The sequence below is a fragment of the Photobacterium sp. TY1-4 genome, from assembly GCF_025398175.1.
In the GTDB taxonomy this organism is placed as follows: Bacteria; Pseudomonadota; Gammaproteobacteria; order Enterobacterales; family Vibrionaceae; genus Photobacterium.
In genome coordinates, this window is record NZ_CP099734.1 from 1756763 (window position 1) to 1783279 (window position 26517).

36 protein-coding genes and 2 pseudogenes are annotated in these 26517 nt (G+C 49.8%); 8 read left to right on the top strand and 30 right to left on the bottom strand.

Features of this window, described 5'->3' with window-relative positions:
* Position 1: 1 nt before the first annotated feature.
* Positions 2-2086, top strand: a complete 2085-nt coding sequence (locus tag NH461_RS08285; RefSeq protein ID WP_261602755.1) for a PAS domain-containing hybrid sensor histidine kinase/response regulator — start codon at positions 2-4, stop codon at positions 2084-2086.
* 423 nt (positions 2087-2509) lie between these two features.
* A complete protein-coding gene (locus NH461_RS08290) occupies positions 2510-3070 on the top strand; it encodes a phage protein (protein WP_315903242.1) in 561 nt (186 codons plus the stop codon).
* Positions 3071-3116: 46 nt separating this feature from the next.
* Here the strand turns inward: NH461_RS08290 and NH461_RS08295 are convergent, their stop codons facing one another.
* From NH461_RS08295 to NH461_RS08395, 21 genes are all read right to left on the bottom strand, one after another.
* Positions 3117-3395, bottom strand: a complete 279-nt coding sequence (locus tag NH461_RS08295; protein ID WP_261602756.1) for a hypothetical protein — start codon at positions 3393-3395, stop codon at positions 3117-3119.
* Between the two features lie 96 nt (positions 3396-3491).
* On the bottom strand, positions 3492-3671 hold the full coding sequence (locus tag NH461_RS08300) for a hypothetical protein (protein ID WP_261602757.1): 180 nt from the start codon (positions 3669-3671) through the stop codon (positions 3492-3494).
* A complete protein-coding gene (locus NH461_RS08305; RefSeq protein WP_261602758.1) occupies positions 3655-4080 on the bottom strand; it encodes a hypothetical protein in 426 nt (141 codons plus the stop codon). The genes NH461_RS08300 and NH461_RS08305 overlap by 17 nt, the downstream gene beginning before the upstream one ends.
* A 97-nt stretch (positions 4081-4177) precedes the next feature.
* Positions 4178-4657: a virion protein gene (locus NH461_RS08310; protein WP_261602759.1), complete on the bottom strand. Its 480-nt coding sequence runs from the start codon at positions 4655-4657 to the stop codon at positions 4178-4180.
* On the bottom strand, positions 4657-5754 hold the full coding sequence (locus NH461_RS08315; RefSeq protein WP_261602760.1) for a hypothetical protein: 1098 nt from the start codon (positions 5752-5754) through the stop codon (positions 4657-4659). Before NH461_RS08315 ends, NH461_RS08310 begins: the two co-directional genes overlap by 1 nt.
* Positions 5751-6575 carry a hypothetical protein gene (locus tag NH461_RS08320; RefSeq protein WP_261602761.1) on the bottom strand — a complete coding sequence of 275 codons (825 nt, stop codon included), beginning with the start codon at positions 6573-6575 and terminating at the stop codon, positions 5751-5753. The genes NH461_RS08315 and NH461_RS08320 overlap by 4 nt, the downstream gene beginning before the upstream one ends.
* 3 nt (positions 6576-6578) lie before the next feature.
* A complete protein-coding gene (locus NH461_RS08325; RefSeq protein ID WP_261602762.1) occupies positions 6579-7148 on the bottom strand; it encodes a chemotaxis protein in 570 nt (189 codons plus the stop codon).
* Positions 7148-7558, bottom strand: coding sequence for a hypothetical protein (locus tag NH461_RS08330; protein ID WP_261602763.1), 411 nt, complete (start codon positions 7556-7558; stop codon positions 7148-7150). Before NH461_RS08330 ends, NH461_RS08325 begins: the two co-directional genes overlap by 1 nt.
* On the bottom strand, positions 7558-7755 hold the full coding sequence (locus NH461_RS08335) for a hypothetical protein (protein ID WP_261602764.1): 198 nt from the start codon (positions 7753-7755) through the stop codon (positions 7558-7560). Before NH461_RS08335 ends, NH461_RS08330 begins: the two co-directional genes overlap by 1 nt.
* Positions 7752-7904 (bottom strand): hypothetical protein, encoded by a 153-nt coding sequence (locus NH461_RS08340; RefSeq protein ID WP_261602765.1) that lies wholly within the window; start codon positions 7902-7904, stop codon positions 7752-7754. Before NH461_RS08340 ends, NH461_RS08335 begins: the two co-directional genes overlap by 4 nt.
* A 2-nt stretch (positions 7905-7906) precedes the next feature.
* Positions 7907-8194: a hypothetical protein gene (locus NH461_RS08345; protein WP_261602766.1), complete on the bottom strand. Its 288-nt coding sequence runs from the start codon at positions 8192-8194 to the stop codon at positions 7907-7909.
* A gap of 9 nt (positions 8195-8203) precedes the next feature.
* Positions 8204-9058: a major capsid protein P2 gene (locus tag NH461_RS08350; protein ID WP_261602767.1), complete on the bottom strand. Its 855-nt coding sequence runs from the start codon at positions 9056-9058 to the stop codon at positions 8204-8206.
* 255 nt (positions 9059-9313) lie between these two features.
* On the bottom strand, positions 9314-10636 hold the full coding sequence (locus NH461_RS08355) for a KAP family NTPase (RefSeq protein WP_261602768.1): 1323 nt from the start codon (positions 10634-10636) through the stop codon (positions 9314-9316).
* Positions 10637-10702: 66 nt separating this feature from the next.
* Entirely contained in the window at positions 10703-11368 is a 666-nt protein-coding gene (locus tag NH461_RS08360) for an ATP-binding protein (RefSeq protein ID WP_261602769.1), read from the bottom strand.
* Positions 11365-11859: a hypothetical protein gene (locus tag NH461_RS08365; RefSeq protein WP_261602770.1), complete on the bottom strand. Its 495-nt coding sequence runs from the start codon at positions 11857-11859 to the stop codon at positions 11365-11367. The genes NH461_RS08360 and NH461_RS08365 overlap by 4 nt, the downstream gene beginning before the upstream one ends.
* Positions 11860-11885: 26 nt before the next feature.
* Positions 11886-12332, bottom strand: coding sequence for a hypothetical protein (locus NH461_RS08370; protein WP_261602771.1), 447 nt, complete (start codon positions 12330-12332; stop codon positions 11886-11888).
* A complete protein-coding gene (locus NH461_RS08375; RefSeq protein ID WP_261602772.1) occupies positions 12325-12492 on the bottom strand; it encodes a hypothetical protein in 168 nt (55 codons plus the stop codon). Before NH461_RS08375 ends, NH461_RS08370 begins: the two co-directional genes overlap by 8 nt.
* Positions 12493-12508: 16 nt before the next feature.
* Positions 12509-14662, bottom strand: a complete 2154-nt coding sequence (locus tag NH461_RS08380; RefSeq protein WP_261602773.1) for a hypothetical protein — start codon at positions 14660-14662, stop codon at positions 12509-12511.
* 195 nt (positions 14663-14857) lie between these two features.
* A complete protein-coding gene (locus NH461_RS08385; RefSeq protein ID WP_261602774.1) occupies positions 14858-15058 on the bottom strand; it encodes a hypothetical protein in 201 nt (66 codons plus the stop codon).
* Positions 15052-15330: a hypothetical protein gene (locus NH461_RS08390; RefSeq protein ID WP_261602775.1), complete on the bottom strand. Its 279-nt coding sequence runs from the start codon at positions 15328-15330 to the stop codon at positions 15052-15054. The genes NH461_RS08385 and NH461_RS08390 overlap by 7 nt, the downstream gene beginning before the upstream one ends.
* A complete protein-coding gene (locus NH461_RS08395) occupies positions 15327-15503 on the bottom strand; it encodes a hypothetical protein (protein ID WP_261602776.1) in 177 nt (58 codons plus the stop codon). The genes NH461_RS08390 and NH461_RS08395 overlap by 4 nt, the downstream gene beginning before the upstream one ends.
* Between NH461_RS08395 and NH461_RS25825 the strand changes: the two genes are divergently transcribed.
* Positions 15502-15912 carry a helix-turn-helix domain-containing protein gene (locus tag NH461_RS25825; protein ID WP_410000100.1) on the top strand — a complete coding sequence of 137 codons (411 nt, stop codon included), beginning with the start codon at positions 15502-15504 and terminating at the stop codon, positions 15910-15912. The two genes, NH461_RS08395 and NH461_RS25825, sit on opposite strands and share 2 nt — an antisense overlap.
* A gap of 414 nt (positions 15913-16326) precedes the next feature.
* Here the strand turns inward: NH461_RS25825 and NH461_RS08405 are convergent.
* The 3 genes and pseudogenes from NH461_RS08405 to NH461_RS08415 form a co-directional block, all read right to left on the bottom strand.
* A pseudogene (locus tag NH461_RS08405) lies at positions 16327-16530 on the bottom strand (ATP-binding protein); the annotation flags it as partial.
* Between the two features lie 872 nt (positions 16531-17402).
* Positions 17403-17624 (bottom strand): hypothetical protein, encoded by a 222-nt coding sequence (locus NH461_RS08410; protein ID WP_261602777.1) that lies wholly within the window; start codon positions 17622-17624, stop codon positions 17403-17405.
* Positions 17625-17849: 225 nt separating this feature from the next.
* Complete coding sequence (locus NH461_RS08415; protein ID WP_261602867.1) at positions 17850-18320, bottom strand: OsmC family protein; 471 nt, start codon at positions 18318-18320, stop codon at positions 17850-17852.
* A 208-nt stretch (positions 18321-18528) separates the two neighbouring features.
* On the opposite strand from NH461_RS08415, the gene NH461_RS08420 reads away from it, so the two are divergent.
* The gene (locus tag NH461_RS08420; protein WP_261602778.1) at positions 18529-19008 is read left to right on the top strand and encodes a type II secretion system protein; all 480 of its coding nucleotides are present in this window, start codon (positions 18529-18531) and stop codon (positions 19006-19008) included.
* A gap of 232 nt (positions 19009-19240) precedes the next feature.
* Positions 19241-19636, top strand: a complete 396-nt coding sequence (locus tag NH461_RS08425) for a response regulator (protein WP_261602779.1) — start codon at positions 19241-19243, stop codon at positions 19634-19636.
* A gap of 71 nt (positions 19637-19707) precedes the next feature.
* Here NH461_RS08425 and NH461_RS08430 read toward each other — a convergent pair whose 3' ends face one another.
* Positions 19708-20433: a flagellar brake protein gene (locus NH461_RS08430; RefSeq protein WP_261602780.1), complete on the bottom strand. Its 726-nt coding sequence runs from the start codon at positions 20431-20433 to the stop codon at positions 19708-19710.
* 334 nt (positions 20434-20767) lie between these two features.
* Between NH461_RS08430 and NH461_RS08435 the strand changes: the two genes are divergently transcribed.
* Entirely contained in the window at positions 20768-21013 is a 246-nt protein-coding gene (locus NH461_RS08435; protein WP_261602781.1) for a hypothetical protein, read from the top strand.
* Positions 21014-21121: 108 nt separating this feature from the next.
* Here the strand turns inward: NH461_RS08435 and NH461_RS08440 are convergent.
* From NH461_RS08440 to matP, 4 genes and pseudogenes are all read right to left on the bottom strand, one after another.
* A pseudogene (locus tag NH461_RS08440) lies at positions 21122-21912 on the bottom strand (methyl-accepting chemotaxis protein); the annotation flags it as partial.
* Positions 21858-22295, bottom strand: a complete 438-nt coding sequence (locus NH461_RS08445) for a PPC domain-containing DNA-binding protein (RefSeq protein ID WP_261602782.1) — start codon at positions 22293-22295, stop codon at positions 21858-21860. The pseudogene NH461_RS08440 and the gene NH461_RS08445, both read right to left, overlap by 55 nt.
* A gap of 83 nt (positions 22296-22378) precedes the next feature.
* Positions 22379-22684, bottom strand: coding sequence for a DUF3634 family protein (locus NH461_RS08450; protein WP_261602783.1), 306 nt, complete (start codon positions 22682-22684; stop codon positions 22379-22381).
* A gap of 111 nt (positions 22685-22795) precedes the next feature.
* Entirely contained in the window at positions 22796-23248 is a 453-nt protein-coding gene (matP, locus tag NH461_RS08455) for a macrodomain Ter protein MatP (RefSeq protein WP_261602784.1), read from the bottom strand.
* A gap of 312 nt (positions 23249-23560) precedes the next feature.
* Between matP and NH461_RS08460 the strand changes: the two genes are divergently transcribed.
* Both NH461_RS08460 and fabA read left to right on the top strand, forming a co-directional pair.
* Positions 23561-25258: a Lon protease family protein gene (locus tag NH461_RS08460; RefSeq protein ID WP_261602785.1), complete on the top strand. Its 1698-nt coding sequence runs from the start codon at positions 23561-23563 to the stop codon at positions 25256-25258.
* Positions 25259-25327: 69 nt separating this feature from the next.
* The gene (gene fabA, locus NH461_RS08465; protein WP_261602786.1) at positions 25328-25843 is read left to right on the top strand and encodes a bifunctional 3-hydroxydecanoyl-ACP dehydratase/trans-2-decenoyl-ACP isomerase; all 516 of its coding nucleotides are present in this window, start codon (positions 25328-25330) and stop codon (positions 25841-25843) included.
* A gap of 399 nt (positions 25844-26242) precedes the next feature.
* Here fabA and rmf read toward each other — a convergent pair whose 3' ends face one another.
* Complete coding sequence (gene rmf / locus NH461_RS08470) at positions 26243-26416, bottom strand: ribosome modulation factor (RefSeq protein WP_261602787.1); 174 nt, start codon at positions 26414-26416, stop codon at positions 26243-26245.
* Between the last annotated feature and the right edge of the window lie 101 nt (positions 26417-26517).

The window sequence follows — 26517 nt, forward strand, 5'->3', positions numbered from 1 at the left end:
CATGTCGAATTATGATTCAGAAAAATTGCAGGAAACATTGCTTGACCTGATGCGCAGCCACGAGCGCGAACAACAGCTGAGAGAAGAAAACGCGGCAATTCTTGCTGGTATTTCCGCTATGGCCGGCGCAAACACAAAGCGTCAGGTATTTAATAGTTTACTGACCGTATTGCGAAAATATATTGGGTTCGAGCACGCTCTGGTGCTGACCCGGGAAGATGAAACAACCCCGTTACAAGAGCTGGTAACCACGTGTCCTTTTTTTGAGTCGTCTATCTGGCCGGTAGGGAACACATTTATTCGGGCCCTGAATGGGGAAAGCATCGCTTTATTTGAGCCGAAGGATGTCGCTGAATTCCAGAACCTGCCGGCAATGATGTTGCATCATTGTCGCTCTGTGCTCCTGACCGGGGTGAAAGTCAGTTCCGGTGATGCGATTTTGTTGTTCCTGCATTCTGAACGGGGGCAGTTTGATCCCCGTAGCCGCCGGGTTCTGGACCGATTCCGGCCGTTACTTGAACGGGCCATTATCGACATCGATTATCGGGAACGACTGCAGTCTCTGGTTTCGGTTCGAACACAGGAATTGATCCACAGTCAACAACGCTTTAAAGATTTCGCGAAAACCGTCGGGGACTGGTTTTGGGAAATCGATACAGACTATCAGTTCACTTATATTTCAGCGCCACACCTTGCCAACCATATGATCGATAGTGGCAATATGCTGGAAGCCTTCGGAGACAGTTGTAGTGTCAGCAAGATCCTAAAAACGAAAATAGAACAACAGAAATCGTTTGAAGAGATTGAGTGGCAATTACCAGAGAGAGAAGGGGGGATCTGGATCAGTCTCAGCGGCACCCCTTATTTTGACAAGCATGGAAATTTACTCGGCTACCGGGGAACTGCAAAAGATATCACCCACAGGAAAAACTGGATCCGCCAACTCCAGGAAGCCCGTGAGCAGGCCGAATCAGCCAATAAGGCCAAATCCCAGTTCCTTGCTATGATGAGCCATGAAATCCGAACGCCGCTTAACGCCGTACTCGGATTTATGGATTCACTGGCAGACTCCGGTCTGGATTCCCAACAAGCTTATTTAGTCAATCAAATGGATCAGTCGGCTCAACTCTTGTTGACCATTATCAATGATATTCTGGATTTATCCCGCATTGAATCCGGGAGTTTTGAGCTGTTTAACACCGACATGGATATTGCGGACAGCGTTAACCTCGTTGCGAATCAGCTTCGTGAACAGGCGGTGAGAAAGAAAATTGATCTCCAGGTTCAACTATCCTCTGATTTGCCCCGAACCATCGTCGGCGATAAAAACCGGATATCCCAAGTGATGTTTAACCTGATCGGTAATGCAATTAAATTTACCAATCGCGGCCTGGTTTCCATCCAGGTGACGCGGCAACAGCAGAACATCGTGATTGCCGTGACAGATACGGGGATTGGTATTGCAGATGAAGCACAAAAGAATCTGTTCAATCCATTTATTCAAGCGGACGGTAGCATTACCCGGCAATATGGTGGCACCGGATTGGGTCTGGCAATTAGCCAGCACTTGATTGAAAAAATGAACGGGAAAATTACCTTACGTAGCCGACTGAACGAAGGCAGCTGTTTTACAGTTTATATTCCCATGATTGAGCAAGCTGAATGTTCCGTATCAGCGCAGCCGGTTATTCCGCCTGAGCCGGGGAAATCTCTGAACATTTTACTGGCTGAAGACAGCCATACCAATCAGCTCGTCGCCAGAATGATGCTGGAAAAGCGCGGCCATCATGTTGAAATCGCCAACCATGGTCGGGAAGCCGTAGAGAAACTCGAGCAACGCCATGAAGAATTTGATTTAGTCTTTATGGATATTTCAATGCCGGTCCTGGACGGCATCGAGGCGACGAAGCAGCTACGGAAACAACAGATCGATTTACCCATCATCGCGCTCACAGCCAATGCCATGCATTCCGATCAGGTTCAGTATCAACAAGCCGGCATGGATGGGTTTTTGGCAAAACCAATCAACAAAGCTGAGCTGGATGCCACGCTTCGAAAATACCAGTCGGAGACAGAAACGTTATAGCCAGTCGAGAACTGGCTCTTGTAATTAACACCGGATTTTGAAACGCCAGGCAAACTGACCATTTGCAGCAGGGTTTAAATATAGGTGTTAATTACCTATTTTATGGTAAATAGCGAATACTGTTAAATAGCTCAGCTTTGACAAGCGCACTGCAAAGCGGAGGGGCGAGAAAGCGAGGGGTTGGATGTGGAAAGGCATTAGATTTCATTCTCCGCACGCCTTATTTAACATAATATACATAATGCGCACTGAGTGGTACTTTTTTAACATGTAATGAGTCACTTTGGAAACCTGCAATCGATAGCCTTAAAAACCCTTTGGAAACAGTTAGTTAAATGAAGTCTTGGCCATTTTCGGCTTGTTGGTAACACGGTAATTTCTTGTGCCTGATATCAAGGCTTTGCTGACCATGATGGTAATTATTTGCGGATTCCGCTGTTTGATAGTCGTCATGAATCAACACCCTTGCAATCAATCGAAAAAAACTTTGATAAACGAATAATTTTTGCGAGGTTCATCATGCTGCATGAATCATTTAAACGACTCTTTTGGCGTACTTTCGATGGCATTGACCAAGCGGCAGCATGGTTTCATGTCCGTCCCATTACCGTTAAACGCTGGCTGTCCGGCGAAATTGATGTGAATCCGATGGCGGAAAAATTACTGATTATCCGGGCCCGTGGCTACCTGCCGGATGATACCCGTTGGCAAGGCTTCCGGATTGATGAAGACTATTGCGTAATTGTCACGCCTGAGGGTCGCCGTTTCAGCCCCAAGGAATTGGAATCATGGGCACTCCGCTATGATGAGTATCACGCGCTGAAACGGATGTACGAGCTGGACTATGTCCCGGTGCGAACCAATGTTGTCACGCCGTTGCCGTTTCGTGGTGGTCGTCGCCTGCAATCGCCACAAAGTGACACCGTGACAAAAGATAAAAAGAAGACTTATCGTAAGGCTAAAGCCAGACGTGTCAGCAAATAACTCGCCCGCCTGTAGTTATGAAAAAGCCCGCGATTGCGGGCTTGTCTTAATTGGTGTCGTACAAGTAACTTGAAATCAGCTCTGCATGGATGGCCAGCCCTTGCACGGTGCTCAACAGATGCTCTTCGTCCCAGTTCGGGTGAAGCTCTTTTGCAAGTGAATACATCGCATCTTCAAATGCATCACCATCAATGGCAACACCGTATTTACTGAACGCATCATTCAAAGCGAGATGAAAACGCTTTTGGTCACGTGGGTGTGATGTGTGCCAAGTTTCAATTTGAAGCCATGGTTTTAAGCATTCCTGCAAGTCTTCGATTGTCATACTTCCCTCTGACATTTAATCAAAATCAAACACTACACGGGATATTCTCACACCTAACCATAGGAATTCTTTGGTTTTTTATGACCATGGATAACATCACTCTTTTTCGTGACTCCACTCCAACTTCATAAGCCGCTTTTCATGCTGAGCCAGCATTTTTTGTAACTCAGCTAACACGGTTTCGTGGGCTTTGACAGCCCGGAACAGCAGATAACACATAATCAGGGTTGGCGGGTCGATACCCAGCTCGGTGAACAACTTAATCAGCTCGCCCATGTAAGCCCCCTAACCTGTTTTTATGCCAATTTTCGATGGCTTCCCGCAGCATCCGGCGGAATCCAAATGAGTCGATGTAGACCATTGCCAAGCCGTACCAGTAGTATTCCGGCACCGTGTTGAGCGCGGCGAATCCGACATCGATATACGGCACCATGCCGGGCACAAAGCACAAAACCATCGGCGTGGTGGTAATCAACAGCAGGTATTCGTCCTTCCAGCCGCGCTGGGCGATACTGAGCCGGTCAAGCTCGGCGGCGTTGTCGTCGCTGGTTTCAATCCGGCGGATTTTAGCCTGGGTCTCGGCTTCCCGGATGCGGTCGGTATGCTCCCTCGCCTTTGCTTTGTTGGCCTGCCACTGCTGGAACAGCGACAGACCGCCGGAAACCACCAAACTGAATAATCCCATTAGAGCCATCCTTTTTGCTTCATGTACTTGAGCGCGTAGGCACCGATAATCGCCCCGGCGACGCTGACGGCGATAGATGCCGCGGCTTTCTTGGCATTCATGCGAGTTTCACCCCTTTCATCACATCGCTGATTGGATACCGGTGGCCGACTTCCATTCGGGCCATGGCCTGAATAATCACCGCTGCGGTATCGTCATTCTCGACGTCAACCACTTGGTGCTTGCCGTAGCCGGTCCAACGGCTGACCATGTTGGCGTAATGGTCGCTGTTGTTTTCATGGCTGGGTGCGAAGGTATGCACAATGTCGTGAATGGTCTTCACGCCCCGGCGTTTGTAGCTGCGCAGGATGCGGGCCGCAGCCCGGAATCCCCATTTCGGCTCCTCGAAAATGGCGAACCGGCCGTCGGTGCCGACTTGGCCGCGCCATTGATTGCGCTCGCTGTATTCGATGTTTAGCGGATTGTGGTTACGGATGCCCCGAGCTTGTCCCATTGTCTTATCGTCCTGTGATTTGTTGCGTGAAATTCCGAAAATCAGCGCCATGGCGGCCATGAGGTATAGCGGCCAGTAACGCATCAGTAAAACCCGATACCGACCGGCATGGTGCTGTACTGAAGCCAGAAGTTAAAACCAAGGCTAAAGCTGGTTAGCAGCGTGTCGTAATCGGCCTGGCTAAATTGCACTGTGACTGAATCCGGCTTGATGTCAGTCACCACGGCGCTGGTATAACTTCGGCAATTGAGAATGATGTGTTTTTGAGGATTGAAGTAGTATGGTAAGTACCAATCAAAACCATATTTAACACTGCGGGTCGCGTCGTTTCTCTCAGTCTTAGCACTACTCAGGGAGACAAAATCCTGAAACATGCCGTAACTGTCAGGCTGATGATGTTCGACAAATCGGGTTGGGCTATCTCCGTCAACGTCACAATGCCAAAGGGCCGCGTTTTGGATATATCCGCTGAGACCGCCTTCAATTTTGATGTACAGCGCGACTGTACCCGTTGCAGACTGCCCCCACCGACGGGCTTTAAATTCCCCGGTCTCCAATGTAATTGGCTCAGTAACAGGCACATTCTGGTCAAACGTGTATGTTTGCTCTGACTGAGACGACCAGTAATTCTTTCTGACTTGGGCATCTGGAAATCCCACTTCGGCAATGCCGACAGTTACTTTTGTACCGACATCGCCAGCTATCGCAAATCGCCCCTTCAATCGGTTATGTTTGACGCCATTCGTCGGGACGTTTAAGACCTGATATAAGGTAAAATCAGAGGCGTAATACCTTACCCCTGCGCTTTCCTTGTCATAGTCACCGATAAAATATTCGGGTAAGCCAATACTGAAAATTCGAGAAGGCGCTACGGTGCTGGGGACTTCAACCGCCCAATGATTCACAACAAGCATCGAGCCGCGCCCATTACCAATAGTGCGAGACAAGTCCGGTGCCTGACCTGCAATCATGCAGATGTTTCGCGATGGAAGAGTGCCGCTTTCAGACTCAACGTAAGAAAATTCGTTGAATCGCGGATTCGCAAGCAGGTTTTTTGCCCCTTTCAGCCCCGCCATTTCCTGATACAGGGCTTCAACGGTCATTTCCATCTGGTCGGCCAGATATTCAATCTTATTGCGGGCGCTGCCTGCTGGCAGCAAGTCGCGAAGTGGTTTTGTCATCGTGTGACCTCAATCATCTGGAGAGTGTCGCCGTCGGTTCCGGTGAACGACAGCGCGGCACTGGTTTCGAGTTTCAGTTGCTCTCCGGCGGCCAGCTCCCAGCCGGTGCCAAGAACAATAGCGGCAGTGTTGGCCGGACCGGCTTTGAGCAGGATGTGACAGCGTGACGTATTTTCGGCAATGTCGATTTTCCCAGCGGTCACGGCCAGCGCGCTGCCGGACGCTTGCCCTGCAATCACCGGCTTGGTCAACAGCGGATTTGTCGCATATACCTTCACCGCCTGCCCGGTTTCGAGCTGCACTTTCGGCAGGCTTTTGACCGCAATTTCCTGCCCGGTGGCCAGCTTGACGTCAGGCAACCCAGTGACGGCGACTTGCTGATTTTCTTTCAGTGACACCGCCGGAAGTGACGACACCGCGATACGCTGATACTGCGCAATGCGGACCGCAGGCAGTTCCGACACTTCGACGCTCTGATAAGGGGCAATTTTTACGGACGGTATGGTGCCGATATTGACCTCCTGCTCGGGTGACAATGTCACCGACGGCAGCGTCGTAACCTCAACTTTCTGGCCGTCCGTAGGCGGGATGTAGCGACCGAAACCACAAATAATGGTGACGGTGCCCGCCTCGCCCATGTTCTCGACCGTGACCATGCCGGTCAGCTTGGGGTCGATAATCTGCGCGCCCTGCTTGAGCTGATAGCCGCCGCGCTCGGTGGTGACGCTCACCATGTCCGGGCAAGCGTCGATGTAGAGAAACTCCCCCACGGCCTGAAACTGGAGCCGCTGCCGTGGCTGCATGTATTGATTCAAACTCATGATTTACCCCTTCAACGTTAATAGGCCCAGAAACCCAAGCACCAACCCGACAGTGATAGTCATTTGCTTGGTAGTCGCAATCTGCCCGCCATCGGCATTGACCTCGGCCAGCTCTTTAATGGCCTGCAAATTTTCACTGTTCTGCTGAGCCTGATTGCCTGCCAGCCCGGCGAGCATTTGCAGGTTTTCGCCGTGCGCGCTGCTCACCTCATCAATGGCCTTGGCGGAAATCTCATTGCTGTACTGCAACGCCTCGCTGCCGAACGCGAACGCCGAGTTCAGCGCCTTGTTGTTGCTGTCGAGCGCATCGCGGCCAAAGTCGAGCGAGGCATCAATCGCGTGCTCGCCCATATCGAGCGCGGCTTTCGAGACTTCGGTGTTGCTTGTTAATGCCAGCTCGCCCAGCTCGGTGGCGGCTTCCATCGCCCCGTGGTCAGTCATTGTGACATTGACGTTAGAGTTGTTAACGCCGGACACAGCTACCCCGAGGTTGTCGCCACCGATGGCGTTTTGGCCGCTGGTATTGGTTGTGGTCGTAGTGTTCTTACTTGAACTTTTACCGCCGCCTCCCATCAGTCCCCCTGCATCATGAGTGACAACACGGCGTCATGCGCCGTCTTGTCGGTAATTGAAAACCCGAACCGCTTGAGGATACGGGTCATCCCTTGGCGCACGGTATGGTATTTAATTTGGCTGTAGCCCTGAGATTTCACTGCCTCGATAATCGTCGGGGCGGCCGCAACCAGCCCGCGCCCGGTCATCGCCAGAATTAGGTAGCCATTGTCTTCCGTGACTATGCCCACGAAGCGGACCGAGACGCCTTTTCCCTTGAGGTGATACAAGCTGGCCTGTTTGCGTTTTACTGCTTCGCAGCAAAAATCAAACTCCGCCTTGGCCTGATTTACCCCGTTGAACGCCGGACGCAACAAAGCAAGCTGGGCATTGATGTCGGCACGGTTGGGCCGTATCAGTTGAAAACGCATTAGCCCCCCTTGCTCGTCAGAATCCACATGCCCGCAAGGACAACAACAAGCAGCAACAGATTCGAGTTGCCGCCGCCCATGTTGATAGAACCGACGCGAAAGCCAGACTCGTTATTGGCTTTCGCGCTTGATGGTCCGGCAGCTCCGCCGCCCGCGTTAATCGGCATTGAACCGGAGTTCGTCACCCCCGGAATCATGAGTTACCCCCTGTCACTTTGTTGTAGAGCCACAGGGCAATCAGCACGGCAATCAACAGCTTCACGGTGCGGCTGACCGCCTCACCCGTGAACAGGCCGCCGACATAGCCGATACTTCCCGCCAGCAGCGGCCAGAACAATAACGGCATGGCTATTTCCCCCTTAGCATGAACATCATGAAGACCATCAGCACCAACATGCCCCCGCCGAGCAGCATCAACGTGGTGTTGCTGCTCAATCCACCCTGATTGTGGATAGGCTGGCCGGTTGGCTGTTTTGCTGGCTCCTCATGTTGCGGCGTGCGGTTTTCTTCCGGTGCAGACGAGGCCACATTGTCGGCCTCGTTTTGCATCCATGCGTCAACCCAGTTCCCACCGCCTTCCACAGCTGAATCCCAGATACCGCCGAGGGATTCGCCCCAGTCGTCAAGTAAACTCATGACTCCCCCTTAGGCGGCTTTGGACGGTAGCGCGTTCACCTGCTCCACAGCTTCCACAATCACCGGCACACTGCCGACGGAATTTTTATCCAGCTCAAAGGCCAGCTGGCTGCGGGCGGCGGTATTCAGCATGCCGTCGGCCCCGAAGCCGTAGCGGATAAAGTCGAGCGAAAACCAGCCGGTATTCTGCTCTTTCTTCGATTGCGCCAAATCGAAGGCGTTATCGGCCTTGGTGACGTTCAGCTCTTCGTAGCTGTCACGCAGGACGCGAACCCGGTCAATCGAGTCATCGAGGAAGTGAATCCGCTTGAGGTTCAGTGCCGGACTGCGCTCGGCAAAGTCGAACGGCGTACGGCCGGTCGCCGAGGCAAACCATGTCAGCTCATAGATGCGCGGCATGTAGTAACGCGTGGCTTGCGCTGGCAAGACATGCGCACGGGCACGGATTGACGGCGCTGGCGTCGCGTTGCCTTGGGCATCTGCGGCTGGTTTGGCTTTCAAGGTGATGTAGATGAACCAGATTTCACCGGCCAGCGTGACCAAATCGGTCTGACGCACACCGATTTTGGTGCGCAGCGTCGGGTCACCAAACGACAGCACGTAGCGGCCCGGCTCAGCGTAGTTTTTGCGGTGGGATTGCAGTTTGACCAGCGTTTCGCCGGTCACGTTGACCTTTGCAGAACCATTGAGCGAGACTTCAACGCGCTCAATATCTTTCGGGTCGGTGATGTTGGTGACCAGCTCGATGCTGTGATACGTCGGGCCAGAAACCAGACGCAGCGAGGCACGGTTGCCCCAGCCCACGCCTTCGACCGGGTCCAGCTCTTTCGGGCGTGGTGCAAACGGGGTTGCGATAATTTCCATCAGCGCCCCCTTACCCGATTGCGTCTTCGACGGCGTCAACGTTGTTTGACGCCCAAACCACGCCACCGGCGACGACCAATGCAATCAGCGCGGTGATTACATACCCTTTGGTTTTTGCATTCATGGTGCTTGCTCTCTGTTGTTGGATGAGAATTCCCCAACAGCAAAGCAAGCGATTTGGTTTTAAGGCAAACACAAAAAAGCCCGCTGAACCTATAGGTTAGCGGGCTTTTGAATATGTGAGGCAAATCAAAATCAGTAAAGGTTTAGAGTCAATGTTGTCTGAGAGATATAGCGACTAACTAACTTCAAAGATAAAGACCAATCGCCATTCATAATATTCTGAAGGTGGTTAGTCCACTTGATTGCATAATCCTCATCCAGATTTAGCCAGCTGGAGTCTTCACATTCAAAGCCTACGACAAAAACTAAGGCCATATGGGCATCAGGGTAGCCAGTATTGATGACTTCTTTTGAAAAACTTTCCACACCTAGTACATTAGCAAAATCTTTAGCACTAGCTCTATTTACACACAGCTCCTGACTAAGTGTAGGGTAAAATACCGCGACAAAAATGCTAACCATTCTTATAACCACTAAAAACCAATTTTGTGATTTTAGCCCCCCTTGTGATAGCACGTCGTATGTTTCCAAATGCCTTACATAGGTTTCAACTTCTCTTAGTGATAACTTAGCGTGTTCAATAAGGCGAGAAATAACATCCATTTTCCCCTCATTTAACAAAGAATCTGGAAGTTGGGAGCTACGCTCAACTAAATTCCTGTAGTGTATCAAAGATGTATTTACAACAGTGTGGCCATCCAAGTACTTATCGGGCAATGTTACTCTATATTTTACAAATTTATCCAAGTACTTTTCAGAATTAACGCTATCTCCATAACAATGGTTAATAGAAGCTTTTAGTTGATTTAAGTTGGTGACCAAGACAAATTTTACGCCTTTAATGTTAAATGTATGCTTAATAACTTCAAGCATATTCACAGCAAAGTTTGGTTTGCACCTATCTAGCTCGTCAATGAAGAATATGATTTTTTTATGTTCTGCTAAGCCTTCCAAAGTGCTCTGTAGTGCATCCAAGCTTTCAGATGCTTTCACATGGTCTTTTAGCATTGACTCTACTGATGCATCTATTGCCTTGTCAGCTACTTGCTTAATTTCTTTATCAAAGCCGTCTGCGATACTATCAGTATCTTGCTTTAGCAAATGACCAATTCCTGCTTTGATGGTTGTCTTTAAGCCATACCTAATAGCCGGGAGGATTTTTTTTATTACTGGTAGCCTTTCATCATCAGGAAGTAGTTTTAAAACTTCCGCAAGAATTGTGAGTAGCGGCTCATCTGCGTGGTCTGCCTTAAAAGCGTCCACATAAATTATGTGATGCTCATCAGAACCCCATAGTTTGATTAGTTTTTCGCAAAACTCAGTTTTACCGGTACCCCAGCCACCATCAAGGACTAATGGTGAAATATCAATATCAGATGAAAGCAAAGAGATTAAGTTCTGAGCTATTTTACGCCTAGCGAACTCATCACGGTTTTCGAATGAATATTCAGACATAGATGCACTCCAGTTGTCAGCCCCCTATTTATACTCTATCCACATGAAAATTTGAAAGAATATTAATCACCAAAGAATAACACCCTTCACCCACTCTTTCCCGTCCTGCAAGATGTACTCGAGCTTTTTCAGCTTGACGATTTCTGTGGCCGGAATGCCGGTTTTCTGCTGTAGGTAGCGGGCGCTGTCGTCGGCCTTCTGCATCATCACACAGGCAAACTGGCAGTTGTCGATAATGGTTTTCGACACCTCCTGCCCGCGCTGGAACATGTTCACGGTGTGCAGGCCGTACTTGCGTCCCAGCCGTAGAATCTTGCCATGGTAGCCAGTTGCTTTGCCCGCGGTATTGGTATGCTCGGCCACTTCCTCGCAAATCACTTTGAGCGGCTTTTTGTGTTTGCCGTTCCCGGCCCCCCAGACCACCATGCAGAACTTGTCGAAATCGGCTTCGGTGGTTTCGTGGTCAGGGGCATACGCAATCTTGAATCCCTGATTGGTTTTGCGTCCGGCATACAGCGCCTTGGCAAACTCTCTCAGGTTGGGATAGCTGCGGACCTTGCGCCCGGCCAGCTCGCCGTCGTAGTCCTTGAGCGGGTCAAAGATGGCCACTTGGTCGGTTGGTTTGATGAATTTCTTTTTGGCTGCGGAAGTTTTCCCGCAGCCTGACATACCAACCACATAAGCATGATGATTATTCAATGCGTTGTTTTGGTTGATAGGTTGGAGGCTCATGCCACCTCCTGATTAAAATCATCGTTTGCGGCTTCTTTTGTCCGCTTGGCCTGCTCACGGCGAGCGGCGGCGAGGTCTTCAGCCTTGAGCTGCTTCACCTGCATATAGCTGGACAGACTCAGCATCCCAATAGCGGCCACGGCCATGATTTCGTCCATGTACTTAGCGAGCCATGGCGGCGGGTTGCCGCCGTACTTCACAATCAGCGGGGCCACTTTCAGCGCCACCCCTTCGGCCTGCTCGGGGTTGAACGTGAAATCCGGGTGAACCATGGTTTTCATGGTCTGCTCGATGGTCATCAGGCCGACAAACACGATTCCGGCAGCAGCTTCCTGCTCGATATTGGCCTGCTCGGCCTTGGCTTCGGCGGTTGCCGGGTCAAAGTCATCGTCCAGGCTGTTCAGGAAGTCTTTTTCTTCCTGCTCGCAGCGGGTATCCACCGCCTCAGCTTGGCCAGTTTCCGCATCATGTACGGTCAGTTCATCTTCCATTGCGCTATCTCCTTGCTTGGTTTGGGTTACAGTCGGGTAATCGCCCCGCCGGTCAGGCCGCCGAGGATGATGCCGGTTAAGACGGCTTTCCACATGCTCGGCTTGTTTTCCGGCTCCGGTTCGGGTTGTTTCGGTTCCGCCTTGACCGGGGCCGGTACGGGAATCGCTTCCGGTTCGGTTAGCTGCGGCGCTGGTTTTGGCTCAGGTACGGGTTCCGGTTTCGGCTCAGAAACCACAGGTTCAGCGGTTTGCCCGGCTTGGTGCAGGGCTTCGAGCGTCGGGTAATGCACCTTGAACTTGCCCTGCCAATAAGCGCCGGTCTGCTGGTTGGTGCCGCAGTCATCACAAATCGAATACAGGAATTTCGCCCGCTTGCCACGGGCGCGATGAATGGTACGGACGTTGCCGCACTCGCAACGGTTAATGCCTTCGACTTTGTTGGTCGAGGTGCGTACCGGCATCACATCAGCCATGTTTGCCCCCTTGCTCCAGCTCGATGAGCTTTTCGTTGACGGTTTGCATCCACACCAACACCAAGCGCAGCGGAGCCATGATTTTGCTGGCAAACGGGTTGCGTTTGGCCTTCTCTACTTCGCCTTTCAGTTCGTTGGTAATCTGAGTCAGTTTGTCCATTGATTGTCCTTTCCGGTTAAACCGCAATTTGCAGTTGTTCATAGCATTCAAGCTCTGCCATCCAAGCCGATAACTGGCTGGTTAGCTGCTGCTCGGTCGGTACATCCCTGTTGTGTGGTGCAAGCGGGTCGTTTCTCATCCCTTGCCAGTAGGCCCGGCGCTCTTGGTGGCGCTGGTACTGCGGTGCGTATGCTTTGCGGGCCACCGCACTGGCTTGGGTGTATGCGTTGATGCTGTCGGCATCGTCGCTGCGCACGGTCATCGACCAACCGCGTGCGCCTGCCGCCCAAAGCAGAAAATCAAACGCTTTGGTTTCGGCTTGCTCGCCATCGAATGACATGCAGAAAATGTTGCGGGTATGGGCGTAAACCTCCCGGCTTTTGATATGGTCCCGGCTCGCCTTCATTTGGTTCTCAAGGCGGATAATCCGGGCCGTGAGCTTGTTAATGTCCTGCTCTGGTTTTTTGGTTCGTTTCGCTATCGCTTTCGCCTTAATGGTTTGGTCTAGTTGCTTTTCCAGCCGCTTGAGGTGGCGGTTAATCGGCTTGCGCCACTGCTCCAGCTTGTAACCGCATTCTTTGATAATTGCGGCCATGTTATCGGCCTCGAAACTGGCGATACATTCCCACGCCGGGGCGCGGCTGCAACGGGCGATGTTGTAGCGGTTGCCCTTAATCAGCCCTTGGTCGGCGTTTTCACCTTTGGCGGCATAGCCCACCGCCTTGATGATGTAGCTGCCGGCGGCCATCGGTTTCTTGATGCGCTCAAGGTGGGCAAATCCGTTACCCCATAACTTTTCTAACCGCTGTGCCCATGCCGGGAACAGGTTTTTCGGCACCGACCAGCGCAGCAACACATGCACATGCGGGTTCGGCTCGCCGTCGTCATTGGCCGGGCATTCCGCCACCCAGATGTAATGAAAATCAGCCGGGAGCTGCGTCGGGCCGACATTGCTCGGCTGGCTGTGGCCGGGAATGCGCTTTTCCGTCAGCTTGCAGTATTTGGCCCCGGTTTCGGTGTCTTGCTCTACGGTGTATGGGCTGTTCCAGCCGCGCTGATAGAGTTTCTTGGCCCCGTCGAGAAACCGGGAGACTTCCCGCCCGATGGTGGTTTCGGCCTCTCTAGTGATGGTGAATGCAGGCTCGGGCTTGAGAAACGTCGGTGTGTACGGCCCGGCAATCTCGCCGTTTTCGTTCATCACCTGCACCGTGCCGTCATCGAGAATCGTCACCGTCATACCGGGGTCATCGGCCATGGTGTCAATGGCGCAGTAAGGCCCGGCGATGTCTTCGACAAACGGGGCCATATTGCGCTTGATGCTGACCGGGGTATGGGTGCCGTCGGTACATTTAAGCTGCGGGCGGCCTTTGAGCATCGAGCGCGGGCCGCGCGTTTTGCTGGCTGGCAAAGGTGGCTCAGGCAAGGTGCAGTAAGGCGCGGCATCCCCTTCGACCATCCCGCCCATAATCCGGTTTCGCTCGGCTTGGTCGAATGTCAGGGTCAGGAAAGTGCAGAAACCGCCGTGACACGTGGCGACATAGGCACCGGCCTCGAAAATCTTGCTTACCGCCCGCTTGGTCAGTTGCTCGGTGTAGCGTTCCCCGGCCTGCGCATCCGGCGCGGCACTGCTCGGAGTCTGGGCGTAATGCTGGATTTTGCATTGCCCGGACCACTCCCGTTTCATCAACCGGACGACGCTCGGGTTGAAATCCGGCTCGACGTTTTTCGCCTGGCCCTTTGGCGACAGAATCCGGGCCTCGGTATCGCCATCCAGCAGGTCATACATGACGTCATGGTTGAAGACAGACTCAGGGTTATCTATCGCGCACTTGCGGCGCTGTAGGTGCCGCTCCTGTCGCATCAGGCGGTCTAATTGGGCCTGCTGTGGGTGTGTCGGACTTTTGCGCCCTTGGACAAGCCTATTGTTTTCGGCCCTGCGGGCCGCCGCTTCGCGGAGGTGTTCGGCGTCAATCTTCGGTTGAGATAACACCTGCTTAACCTGCTGACGGGCAAAGAACTGATTCAGCTCATCGAGGCTATGCAAATGGTTGCTTTTCTGGTTTTTGGAACCTAAAAAACCAGCTTCATAGCTGGCTAAATTCTTTTTGGTTCGGTCGGCGGGCTGAACGGCACCCGCGACATAGAGAAAATCGTTAGTTTTGAGTGTCATCAGTGACGGCCCTCTCTAACGATACATAACGCCCGGTTCGTACATCCCGAACCGTATTGATTGAAAAGTGGCGATTTGAGCAACAAACATCAGCCAACAGCTTAAATTCAGCCTCGACCGACTCAGGCACCCAGACCGTGACTTTCTTGAGTCCGAGCTGCATTTTTCGCTGCTCATATTTGGCATTCCGGGAACTCATATCGCCCCCATCAAGCTCGTTAAGTCACGGCGAGATTGCGAGGCATCATTGAGGAACTGAACCGCCAAACGGTGCGAGCCCGAAAGGCGGTAGCTGCGGGCCAGATTGATGCTGGCCCGGACTTCATTTTTAAGCAGCCGGTAAACCGCCGCCCCCGCTTGGGGGGCTTTGGTCGCTTGCTTAGGGATTCTCAACATGCGGCCCCCTTGCGATACTTCGCTAAGGCAGCCTGCAATTTGGGTGACTGCGGAATTTCGGACTTGCGCTTATTCAAGGCAACCAGATTGGAGGCTTTACTGGCATCAAACAGCTTTCGTAAAGTGTCGTACTCATGCTGATAAGCATACGCACAACTGATTAGCCGAGTAATGCTAGTGTAAGCGACGTAGGTGTCACTGGATTCATTGCGGCACACGCGCTGTGAGCGATAAAACTCTTTGAATAGATAGCGAGCGGATAAGTCAATCATGCCGCGCCTCCTTTCGCCAGAAGTGCGCGGCGGGACTGAACCTGAAAAGATCGGCTGTAGCGGTAGTCTGCGCACCCGCGTGGTAATTTGTTCACTTTCTCCGGTTTGGGCGTTGTCAGGCGGAGTTGCTTAAACCGAGCTTTGAGTTGTTCAAGATGTTCGAGTCTGTCCATGTCTGTATCCCCATACAAGCAAGTGCAATTAAGTGCTTATCATCTTGTGTCAACATTTATTCAACGTCAACTTGAGGGCAACTATGGTTATGAACAAAATGATCGCCTAAAATTTAACAAATACAGGGAATTGGCAGGCTTATTTATGACTTACACAAATACATTATTGGATATGGTCAAAAACAGATATGACCTACCCTCAGACTATAAACTTGCCCAGAAATTAGGCGTAAGCAGGTCACGTGTGAGTAAATGGAGAAATGAGCTAAACTCTATGGACTGGGATGTGGCTTTCCAAATAGCTGATTTACTTGGATTAGACGATCAAAATGTGGTTCATAGTCTGCTTGAGGACAAATATCAAAACCCTCGCCTAATCAATGCCTTACGAGATAAGCAACTAGCTTAATATTGCTTGTTCGAATTTTACCCTACTATACATAATGCGAACTGGGGGTGTAAGATCTAGTTAGAAATGTCAGGTTTGAGCCAGTTAGAAATGTCATGTTGAACTAACTTCAGAGCACTTTTTTCTAGTGAGTTATCTGGAGTCAATGAGATGTTGCTGACCATGACTGATGATGAATTACTGCGGATTAAACTTATTCAAGGCATTTGTGACAAACGGATCACTGGTGTTGAAGCTGTGCCCGTATTCTCAGCTTGAGTACCCGACAAGTTGATGGCCTGCGGGCTGATGATGCCACCGGGCTGCGCTTCACGATTACATGCTTGCCACGTGTGAGTCTTTTGCTCTGCATGGTAAACCATCGGTCTTTTACAGGATCGCTTAATTCAAGAAATGCGCCTGCTATGCATCGATGTCGATGATGGTTTTCGAGACTTCCTGACCGCGCTGAAACATGTTCACGGCGTGTAAGCCATACCTTGTGGATTTTCCGTGGTAGCCGTTTGTTTTGCCTGCGGATGCTGGTATGTTCGGCCACTTCTTTGCAAATCACTTTGAGCAGCTTTTTGTGCTTACCGTTTCCGGCACCCAGACCACCATGTAGAACTTGCCGAAGTTCGGTGATAGCAAATAGATTACTCAGGTCCGTATCAATCTCAGCGCTGATTTGTGCGAGTCATTACCGTGTCACTTTTTCACTTTGCGACGATTCCAGCTTTCGGCATGTCACCTACCCGCCCGATCTGTCCCTGGTACGCTTATAACGAGTGAGCCCCACCATACTATTGTTCAGATGATAAGTGATTTATTGTCATCAAATTTACACAAGGTTTGTGTCTGCGACTATTCTATTGATAACGGATACAGTAATTGTCATGAGATGCTGTGCAACCACATCTTCATGAGGTACCAAGGATCGACGTCGTTTTCTTGGTGAAGTATGAAATCGTGATGAGTTTGTTCAGATGAATAGCCATAGCTTTGATGCCTTGCTCGGTTCACTGGATTCGCTGACAGAGCGCCAGTTAGATCAGTTAAGAAGTGAGATTTCGTCCTGTCGACGAGTGACTCGCGATCAAGTCCTATCGGATGAGGAGCTGCTGATGTTTCGAGAAATGTTTGATGCCTTTGATACCAATGGGCATTAAACGTTCTTGTCCATCACGCCCAATTCATTGTCTGATTAAATGAGGTCTGCTATGTTCTTACGGCCATCTTTTTTGACTTAGTTTTTACGTCGTTGGCCTCTGTTGATACCGTAATCGGCTGTGGAAATTCATCCGTATTTTCTGTGAAAACCAAACAGTTACAGCGTCACTGAATTGATATAACCCGACCTCCCTCCTCATTCCTGTTGCACGTTGTCATCCTGATATACGGTCGTCCCTAAAGATACCGTGTGACACTGTGACGGCGTAGTTCTCCTAGCGCAACCTAGCCTCGTGTTTTCTCAAATGACAGAGATAAAAAAGCCCGCGGTTGCGGGCTCATTAACTGACGGCTTCGACAAGTTGACTGAAGCAATGCGCGCAACCTTCCACATTGGCGTAGATTGCTTTTGCATGCATCAGGGCTTCATCATGATTTCCATAATATCCGACGCAGGTCATTTGTTCAGGCGCTGGGAGTTGCGTGCAATCGTTTTTGTGAAGCTGATGACGGCGCGTCACACGATCTGGTCTATCGCTGACAAAGTACAAAGAAAAACTCATTGAATCACTCCTTTCTGTTGGCACATCCATATTGTGTTATTTTTGTGACAATATTATGACAACGAGTGCATTTCAGTATGGACAGTTGCCTTACGATTAAAAATTTAAAATAGTTTAAATTCAGGGAGTTGATTCAATTTCAGCTTGATGCTGGTGACGCTGTCACAGTGCGAAGGTCTGGTAATTTCGTGTCGTACAAACGTCTCGACTCGTACTTCCCCATCGCTAACAATCTTTCAGGTTGATGGTGATTTGGGTTTTGACTGAGTTCGCGATAAAGCAATGTTGGTGTGCCAGATGATGCATCTTTTCCAGTTGTTTTTTTGTCGGTTGTTTGTCGCCGGAGAAGATGATTTTGGGTCGTAATGTCACTTGTGTCACGGCGCTCTTCCCTTTGCTGTCTTGTTCAAGTATTCCCGCAGCATTGTCCTGGTATGCGTCGACAACAAACTGCTTCTTGGCTGCAATAGCCAGGAAAGTCAGCATATGGCAGCTGGATAGAGCGGCGACAAATGCCTCTTCCGGATCAACATTCTCTGCGACAGAATATGGCGACGGCACCACATGGGGGGATGACGAAGCTGGTACTTCAACCCCACCATCAAATCCCCACGTGTGGCCACGGCTAAATTGGTTATCACAAAAATTATCTTGAGCGCCTCGCCGCCATTGAATACACGCAGTGAATTCCGTCATCCTGACTCCGGTAGAAAAATCGTTTATCGTCAGCGCATTAAAACACAAAAGCCAGAAACCAGTAACCAAAATTGGCGCTAACGGGAAATCTGGGATTTCTCCTATCGCATGATCACCCAAGGTCTTGAATAATATACGCATTTTGTCTACTATGTCGCGCGCACATTGAAGTGGGCAATCATAACTAGAGTGACAAGGAATTCATCGGGTGAAGCGAGATCAGGGTTTTACATTACTGGAAATGGTCATTGTTTGCCTGGTGGTCGGCATTATTACCGTGACTGCGGCCCCTCGCTTCCTTGGACTGACGGATGATGCCCGGTATGCCATGCTGCAAAATCTGAAGAGTAATTTAAGGACATCGGTCGATATTTTTCATGGTAAGTGGATGATTGACGGTGAGCCTGATCCGAACGTCAGTGATGGCGAATGGGGATATCTCATTTCTAATCTACATTTTAACAAGTACGGGTATCCACGTATTATTGCCGAGCTTCAGGAGTGTGAACATATTTTGCAGAGCCTCCTGCCGGATTCGACTTTCTTACAGGAGAACGCGCTGGAAATCAGCATTGTCGGGGATAGCTTGGATGGCAACAAGTGCGTCTATGCGCTCACATCTTCATCGTTTGAGCTAACTTACTCAGAAACCAGTGGTCAGTTTGCGATCGGCCCAAATTTAAAGTGACAGTGTCATGTGGCATCAATCAGCCAAGACTCTCCTCCTACGGTTCAATCAAAGCTCATGGCTGGAACACAAAACAGCCATTTGTTAAATTACGTCAGATCAGTACGACATCCACCCTACGCAAAATATCACGCCTTGATCATGATTCAGGCAAACCCACTTGTGTCGTGATGGGCAGTGTTCTATCTTTATATGCATGAAAACCAATATGCTATCGGTGGCGTTGGAGTGGATGAAAAAAATACTGATTGTTGAAGATAACAAGCTTATGGCTGAGATTTTGGCGCAAGTCATTCGCCGCTGTGAGTCTTGTGAGATCGTCAAGGTAAATAATATCAACTCGGCCCAGAGATTACTCATCAGTGCAAGTTATCAACTGGATGGCATATTTCTGGATTTAAACATTGAAAAACCGCTGGATGGCTTAGAGCTCCTGAAATATATCAAGCAACATTTACCGGAAATGCCGACTGCAGTGATTACCTCGGAAAGCCAAGCTGAGGTCGTGAAAGAAGTTCTCACCTTGAACCCACATGATTACCTTATCAAGCCAATTTCAATGCAAAAAGTTCAACGAAGCTTATCAAAGTTTGAGGCAACGAAAGCTTCAGCAGCCCAGGCTGAATGATGTGTTCTCCCCCTTTTTCTATAACCACAATAGGAAGATCTTTCTGCTATAAAATGCTACCGCATCATAAATTATGACTTAAATGATAACTTAGCTCCATCAAAAATGAGTTGTGCTAACAGTGTTTTAACCTGCTCTAACCCATACTCATCAAATAATATTCCGCAATTATTGGCACCGCCGGACCTGTGAATACTCTTAATATGGCCTGACAGATGGTAAATTTTCAGAGTATTCGGGTTTTTGATGCTGACGGTGAGTTTATGCCCTTCATCGAATTGCGGGCCATTCATATCGTAGCGGAAGCAACAGCCATTTTTTGACAGATCTTTAAAGTCCACCAGCAAAGCTCTCTGTCCCAGGAGAATCTGCCCCTGGAGCTGTACTTCGTAACGGGCTTCACTTCGAAGTTGGAGTAGATCCATTGAACGCGGTAAGTCGAGAATGAGGAATCGGACAGGCTTTTCTACAATATGGGCAATTTGGGTTTTGAATGAGATCTGTGCACCTTCCCCTTTCTCGGAAATCGCTTTGATTGTGACCCAGAACCCTTCATGAAAGTAATCCATTGACGCTTGCGGGCTGACGACCGGATATTCGAGGATAATATTGTCTTTACCATTGGAGCCGATGAAAGTCGTTTCCGCTCTTAGTAAGCGGCCTAACGGAGTTTTAATGCTAAATGTCACTTCGCTACCATGATTCATCATGGCAATTCCCTGAAGTCCTGTGACGGTTTTCTCTCTTTCCCGACTTGCAAGCAGTCGTTTCTTTAGCAGGTTATCTGTGATGCTCAATCTCGTCCCTATCGAAACATTTCCACCTTGAATGAATTTTAATTGCTGTGGCTGAGATTACAAGCATCTATTAAAGCTTTTAATTCATAGGGTTAGATATGTGTCTGTATTTGGGGATTGTATTTAAAATTGTTTTTGTATCAATGAAGTTATAGTGCGTTAGGGGGTGTATTAGTTGAAAATCCAAAAAACATTTGGTGCCGTTGCCCCGCGTGAAATGCTATCAAACACGATGATTTCACAGTCTTCTCTTCAGAAGAAAATCCATCAAAGTAATTGATAAGTGAGTGTTTTTAGTTAGAATGCGTGCAAAAAACAAAAGTGATAATTTTCTATGGCAATTACAATTCGAAATACAGATGAGCATTACTATATGATCCGGGAGCTAAAAGCCCTGACTCAGAGTAATGTCACCACCAAAGCGCTTATTAAAGGCGGTTACCTCGCCGTTGAGCTGGGACAACAACTTGAAGACGAACGCCAACGACGAATTGAGGCGGAATCGAAATTGGCGGCGCTCAAGGCAACCGTCAACCAATATCTGGACAGTCACCAAGCTCTGAAATCGGCGGTCGATTAAACACATCTATTGCGGCATCTCGAAGCAGCCTTTCCCTGTTGTTGACTGTTCTGAGACTCAAAAAAGCCCTCTCATCAATGAGAGAGCTCTGGAGTACAAGCTGTCGAATTACAAGATGAAGCGTTTCACTTCGTTTTCAAGTTGCTGAGAAAGCTCATTGAGACGTTGTGCTGCATTCGCACTTTGAAGCGCTTCCCCCACCAACTCGTCAGAAACACTACGAATGGCTTCGGTGTTGCTGTTTAACTCATTGGTTACAGAGCTCTGCTCTTCTGCAGCAGATGCAATCTGGGTTGCCATATCACTGATCGTCTGAACGGATGCGTTGATCCGCTCCAAACTTTGGCTCGCAAACTCAGCATCCTGAACACTAGTTTCGGCGAGTTGACCACTTTGCAACATCAGGTTCATGGCTTCCTGGGTCGTACGTTGTAGTGTTTCAATCGTCCCCTGAATCTCTTGCGTTGAATCATGGGTACGCTGCGACAGCACCCGGACTTCATCCGCAACGACAGCAAAACCACGGCCTTGCTCCCCCGCACGTGCCGCTTCAATCGCTGCATTCAGTGCCAGCAAATTGGTTTGCTCAGCAATGCCCTGAATCGCTGCAATGATGGAGTTGATGCTCTGAGCGTGGTCGTTCAGATTCTCAATCACCTGGCGAGCACGATTCACTTCATCTGCCAGATTATTGATTGCTGGCTTTTGACCACTTGATCAACCCCACTTTGGCTGACCTGCATTGCTTCCTCAGCGTTTTGCGCTGTATTGTCGGCATTACCGGCAATCTCATGGGTCGCAGAAGACATTTCAGTCACGGCAGTCGCAACCAGGTTAATTTCATCTAACTGTCTGGCCACAGCGTCACTATTTTGCTTCGCGACATCAGCCGATGTGCGACAACCAATTCATCAAAACCCGTCTTTGGATCAAACTCACGCTGAAAGACCAGGTTTTCATAACTGGCCAGGCAAATTTCAGCTGTGTAAGACACTTGCCCTTCAACCAGATGCCCGCCATATACCCGGCCGGCTTGATCGGCGACCGAGATATGCAGGTGTGCGTGTTTCGGCGTTAATGTGCCGCTCAGCATCAGGATCTCCAAGGGGCCATCCAAATGCAGCACCTGCCGTTCATCTGCCAGACGGATCTCGACTTCAGTCAGGCAACCAACCCCGCTGAGCATTGAGCCAGCTTGAATCGTGTGCTGAGAGAGATAGTCGAGAATGGATTGTTTCAGGGGTTGCCCTTTGCTCAGGCGAAACGCATGCGGAGTCAGCATGATCTTCTTATCCGTTGTCGAGGATGGCTACAAAAAAGGCCTCATGTCACTGAAGCCTCTCTCATGTTCATCGGTTGTCGCCTTCAGGCCCTTCGGCCCCGTTTTTTCGTCGAGGAAGCATAAGGGAAAACATTATGGATACGTTGTTTCACCTTCGCAGGAATCGTCTTGGAAAATACCAACTTGGTGGTAAACCGATTTTTATAGACTTTAATTTTACCGGAAAACGGCTCTTTATGGGCAATATCCTTGCACCCAAGCAAAAAACCGTTTGGGATTTGGCCTTTAGAATGCGTCAGCTCACCATTTTCGAATGTCAGCACCATCACCGGGCGATCTTTAAAGACCAGAAAAACGACTGCAATAGCAAGAAGGATGAGATATTCCATTTCCGTACTCCTTTCTGTATCAGCATGCTACTTATAGGATAAGCGTAATCGAAAAAAACTATCTGAGCCGGTTTTCACTGCATGAAAATGGGCATCACCTGCAGCCCGGGATTACTCAAAATCGAGTAACTCATGGAGATCGTTTCTGATATCGAGTACCTTTTTACTGGCTTCTTCCGAACGATTACTTTCACTGATCAGATATTCAATCGTATCAGACAAGGTGCAATCCAGCATCCTGGACTTTTCTGCCAGCTTTTCCCAAACCCGGTAATCCAGGTCAATGGACTTTTTGCGAGTATGCTTCTGCTCAGCATTAAAATGGCGTTTGCGCTTGGCTCGGATGGCTTGTTTCAGCTTTTTATCCAGATCCGGCGCCATATGCTTGCTAATCCACTTGATTACCTTGGTCGGCTCGTGTTCAATAGCAAGTAAGTCCCGCACTGCGGTTTCAGCCTCACTGGTGTCTATATAGCAGGTGATCACCTCACCTTCTTTCCATTTTTTGACCAGGTACTTCCATTTCCAACCGGCTTCCAGGTTCTCAAGCTGCTGATATTTCATAGTTCGATGATTCTCAAACAAGGCTACAGTTAAACTGTGACAGTGTAACTGTAGATGACTTAAACCTCAATTCCCTTCTACAAATTTACCGATTGTTTTCAGCGTGTTCCGAGTTATTTCCAACAAATGATGAAATCCATGATACACCGACTCTATGACAACCGACCTCCGGCAACTGAACTTCCAGGGGCTCGTAAGCTATTGCGAATAAAGCGGCCTAATCCGTAATTCATGCGACGACTACCTATTATGCAGTCATTGATTCCTTTATACTGCTGTCTTTTTCACAGTAACGACATAAAGCTATAGCCCATGCATGAACAAACCTGGCGTACAATGACTCCAGACTACTCGAAGTTCCAAACTATCCTTGAACAATATGACGATCTGAGCCCTGCACCAACGGGAACCTTGCAAGATCGCCTCTCGGATGCGATACGCCGGTTTACAGCCGTTGAGTTACAGCCCCGCGTGCTTCGGATCACGGCGCCAGACAATAAAGTGTATCGTGACTATGTCATCGAATTGCTGACACACTACGAGCCAAAGCAGCAGTCCGCCCCGGAAAACAGCCCGATTATCATCGGCGAAAATGTGACCGAACAAAGCCTGTTCGGCGCAGTCTACCCGCCGCTTGAAGATAACAAGCTGGTAAAATCTCAAATCAAACACGGCCTCGTCCATCAGGCCAATCATGGCTACCTGGTTCTCTCTGTCACCAGCATTCTTGCCAACCCGAAGCTGTGGCCACGACTCAAAAGTGTTTTGATGAACGGCATGCTGGACTGGCAGCCGGCAAGTACGAAAACGTTATACCCCCTGCCGCCAGCTGAACAGCTGAACGTTAAGCTGGTACTAATTGGGGATCGCTATCTAATGGCTGAGCTGGAGAATGCTGAGCCGGACATCACATCAGGTTTCTCGATGTATGGTGAGTTTGAGCAGGACGTTGTGCTCGACAATCAAACTTTGCCGCTCTATCTCTCTTACCTCAAAGCGCTGACCCAAAAAGCGCAGCTGCCTGAGCTTGCCGATCACCACGCACTGCAAGTGCTGATGAAAGCCGGCGCCCGTTTCACTGAAGATCAGCGTCGGGTGCCATTGTGTCCGATCTGGCACCAGAGCCTGCTGTGTGAAGCTGCCATTGAATCCCAGGGCGAGAGCATCACTGCAGCGCATCTCAAAGCCTCATTCAAAGCCCGGGAGTACCGGGAGTCGTATCTGCCTGAGCGCGCGATTGAAGATATTCATCACGGACAAGTAGTGATTGACTGCCAGGGTGAACAAGTGGGCCAGGTCAACGGTCTGACCGTGGTCGAGATCCCGGGCCACCCGACTGCCTATGGTGAGCCGGCGCGAATTTCCTGTGTTGTCCACTTTGGTGACGGCGATATCTCAGACGTTGAGCGTAAAGCTGAACTGGGCGGGAACATTCACGCCAAAGGCATGATGATTATGCAAGCCTTTATCAGTACAGCACTGGATCTGGACCAGCCGCTGCCTTTTGCGGCCTCGATCGTATTTGAACAATCTTATTCTGAAGTCGATGGTGACAGTGCCTCGCTGGCTGAACTATGCTCTTTAGTGTCGGCGCTGGCGGTGCAGCCGATTAATCAGCAAATTGCAGTGACCGGTGCAGTCGATCAATTTGGCCGTGTCCAGGCCGTCGGCGGGATCAACGAGAAAATTGAAGGCTTCTACAAGGTTTGTGCGTTTCGCGGCCTGACCGGCAAACAGGGTGTCATTTTACCGAAAACAAACCTGGGTAACCTGTGCCTGAACGATGAAGTGATTGAGGCGATCCGCGCCGGTCAATTCCATTTGTGGGCAGTTGAAAGTGTTGATGACGCCTTACCGCTACTGACCGGACACGTATTCCGGGATGAGAACGATGACGCGGAAACCCTACTCAGCCGCATTGCCGAGCGGATTGAGAACATTCACCGCGGCGATCATGATCATCATAATCATTGGGTTACGCGTATTCGGAACTGGTTTGTCCAGCACTGATCCGAGTTGTTAGGCGTACATGTGTAAGCTAAATTGCCTCCATACATTTCAAGGAGCTAAATAAGTCTGATGAAACGCCAGCAATCTTATAACTACGAAGAACTCGTTGCATGTGGCAAGGGCGAACTATACGGTCCGGATTTCCCATCCCTGCCATCTGACAACATGCTGATGATTGACCGAATCATTGAAATCACCGATGAAGGCGGTGACCACGGAAAAGGCTTCATCCATGCAGAGCTGGATATTAGCCCTGATCTTTGGTTCTTTGACTGCCACTTCAAAGGTGACCCTGTCATGCCGGGCTGTCTGGGTCTGGATGCTATGTGGCAGTTGGTTGGCTTCTTCCTGGGCTGGAACGGCGGCGAAGGGAAAGGTCGTGCGTTGGGTGTTGGCGAAGTGAAGTTCACTGGCCAAATCCTACCGGAAGCAAAGAAAGTGACTTATGAAATTCAGCTGAAGCGTGTGATCAACCGCAAGCTGATCATGGGTGTCGCTGATGGCCGAGTCCTGGTCGATGGTAAAGAAATCTATGTTGCTAAAGATCTGAAAGTTGGCCTGTTCAAAGACACGTCTACATTCTGATTCTTGCTCAATGCAGTACATCGAAAAGGTCGCTCACGCGGCCTTTTTTGTGACTGTCTATTTTTTGTGGCTGTCCATTGTGACCCTGTCACTTACCCTGTAACGTTGTGTGACGACTTCACCGCCATCAATTCATATCAACAGAAACAACACCCTTGCCCGCCAGCTTGTTGTACTTCATTCGCTATACCATGCGCTGACTGGACATTCTCCATCTGATAATGACCTCCGGTGCGTTTGGTGGTTCAGGCTATGTCGTGACACCGTCACTCAAGAATACGTGGCAATAGACTGAGATTTGAGTATGCCGGTATTCCCTATCTTTCCAGGATGCCAGACGCCAGATAACAAAAAGCCCCTTCTCCTGAAAGGGGCCATATAAGGGTGATATGAAGGGATTTATTTATATAGGCCAGAGTGCAAGTCTTCCCTTGCTTCTCGCCAACCACCTAGCCAATTCGTACGGGCATCCGCCGCCTGATAGGGGCATTCTTCACTGGAACGACCATTAATACCAGCTTGATAGCCACGAGCCTGAGCGCGTTCCAAACGATCCCGCTTTTGTCTCTTCATAGTACAATTCCTCATCCTTATCTGCGTTTCTTGCAATTAAGTGTCATACTGATGGAGTTTTTGTGACTCCACTCTGTAAGAATTGGCCAAACGGCACTAAT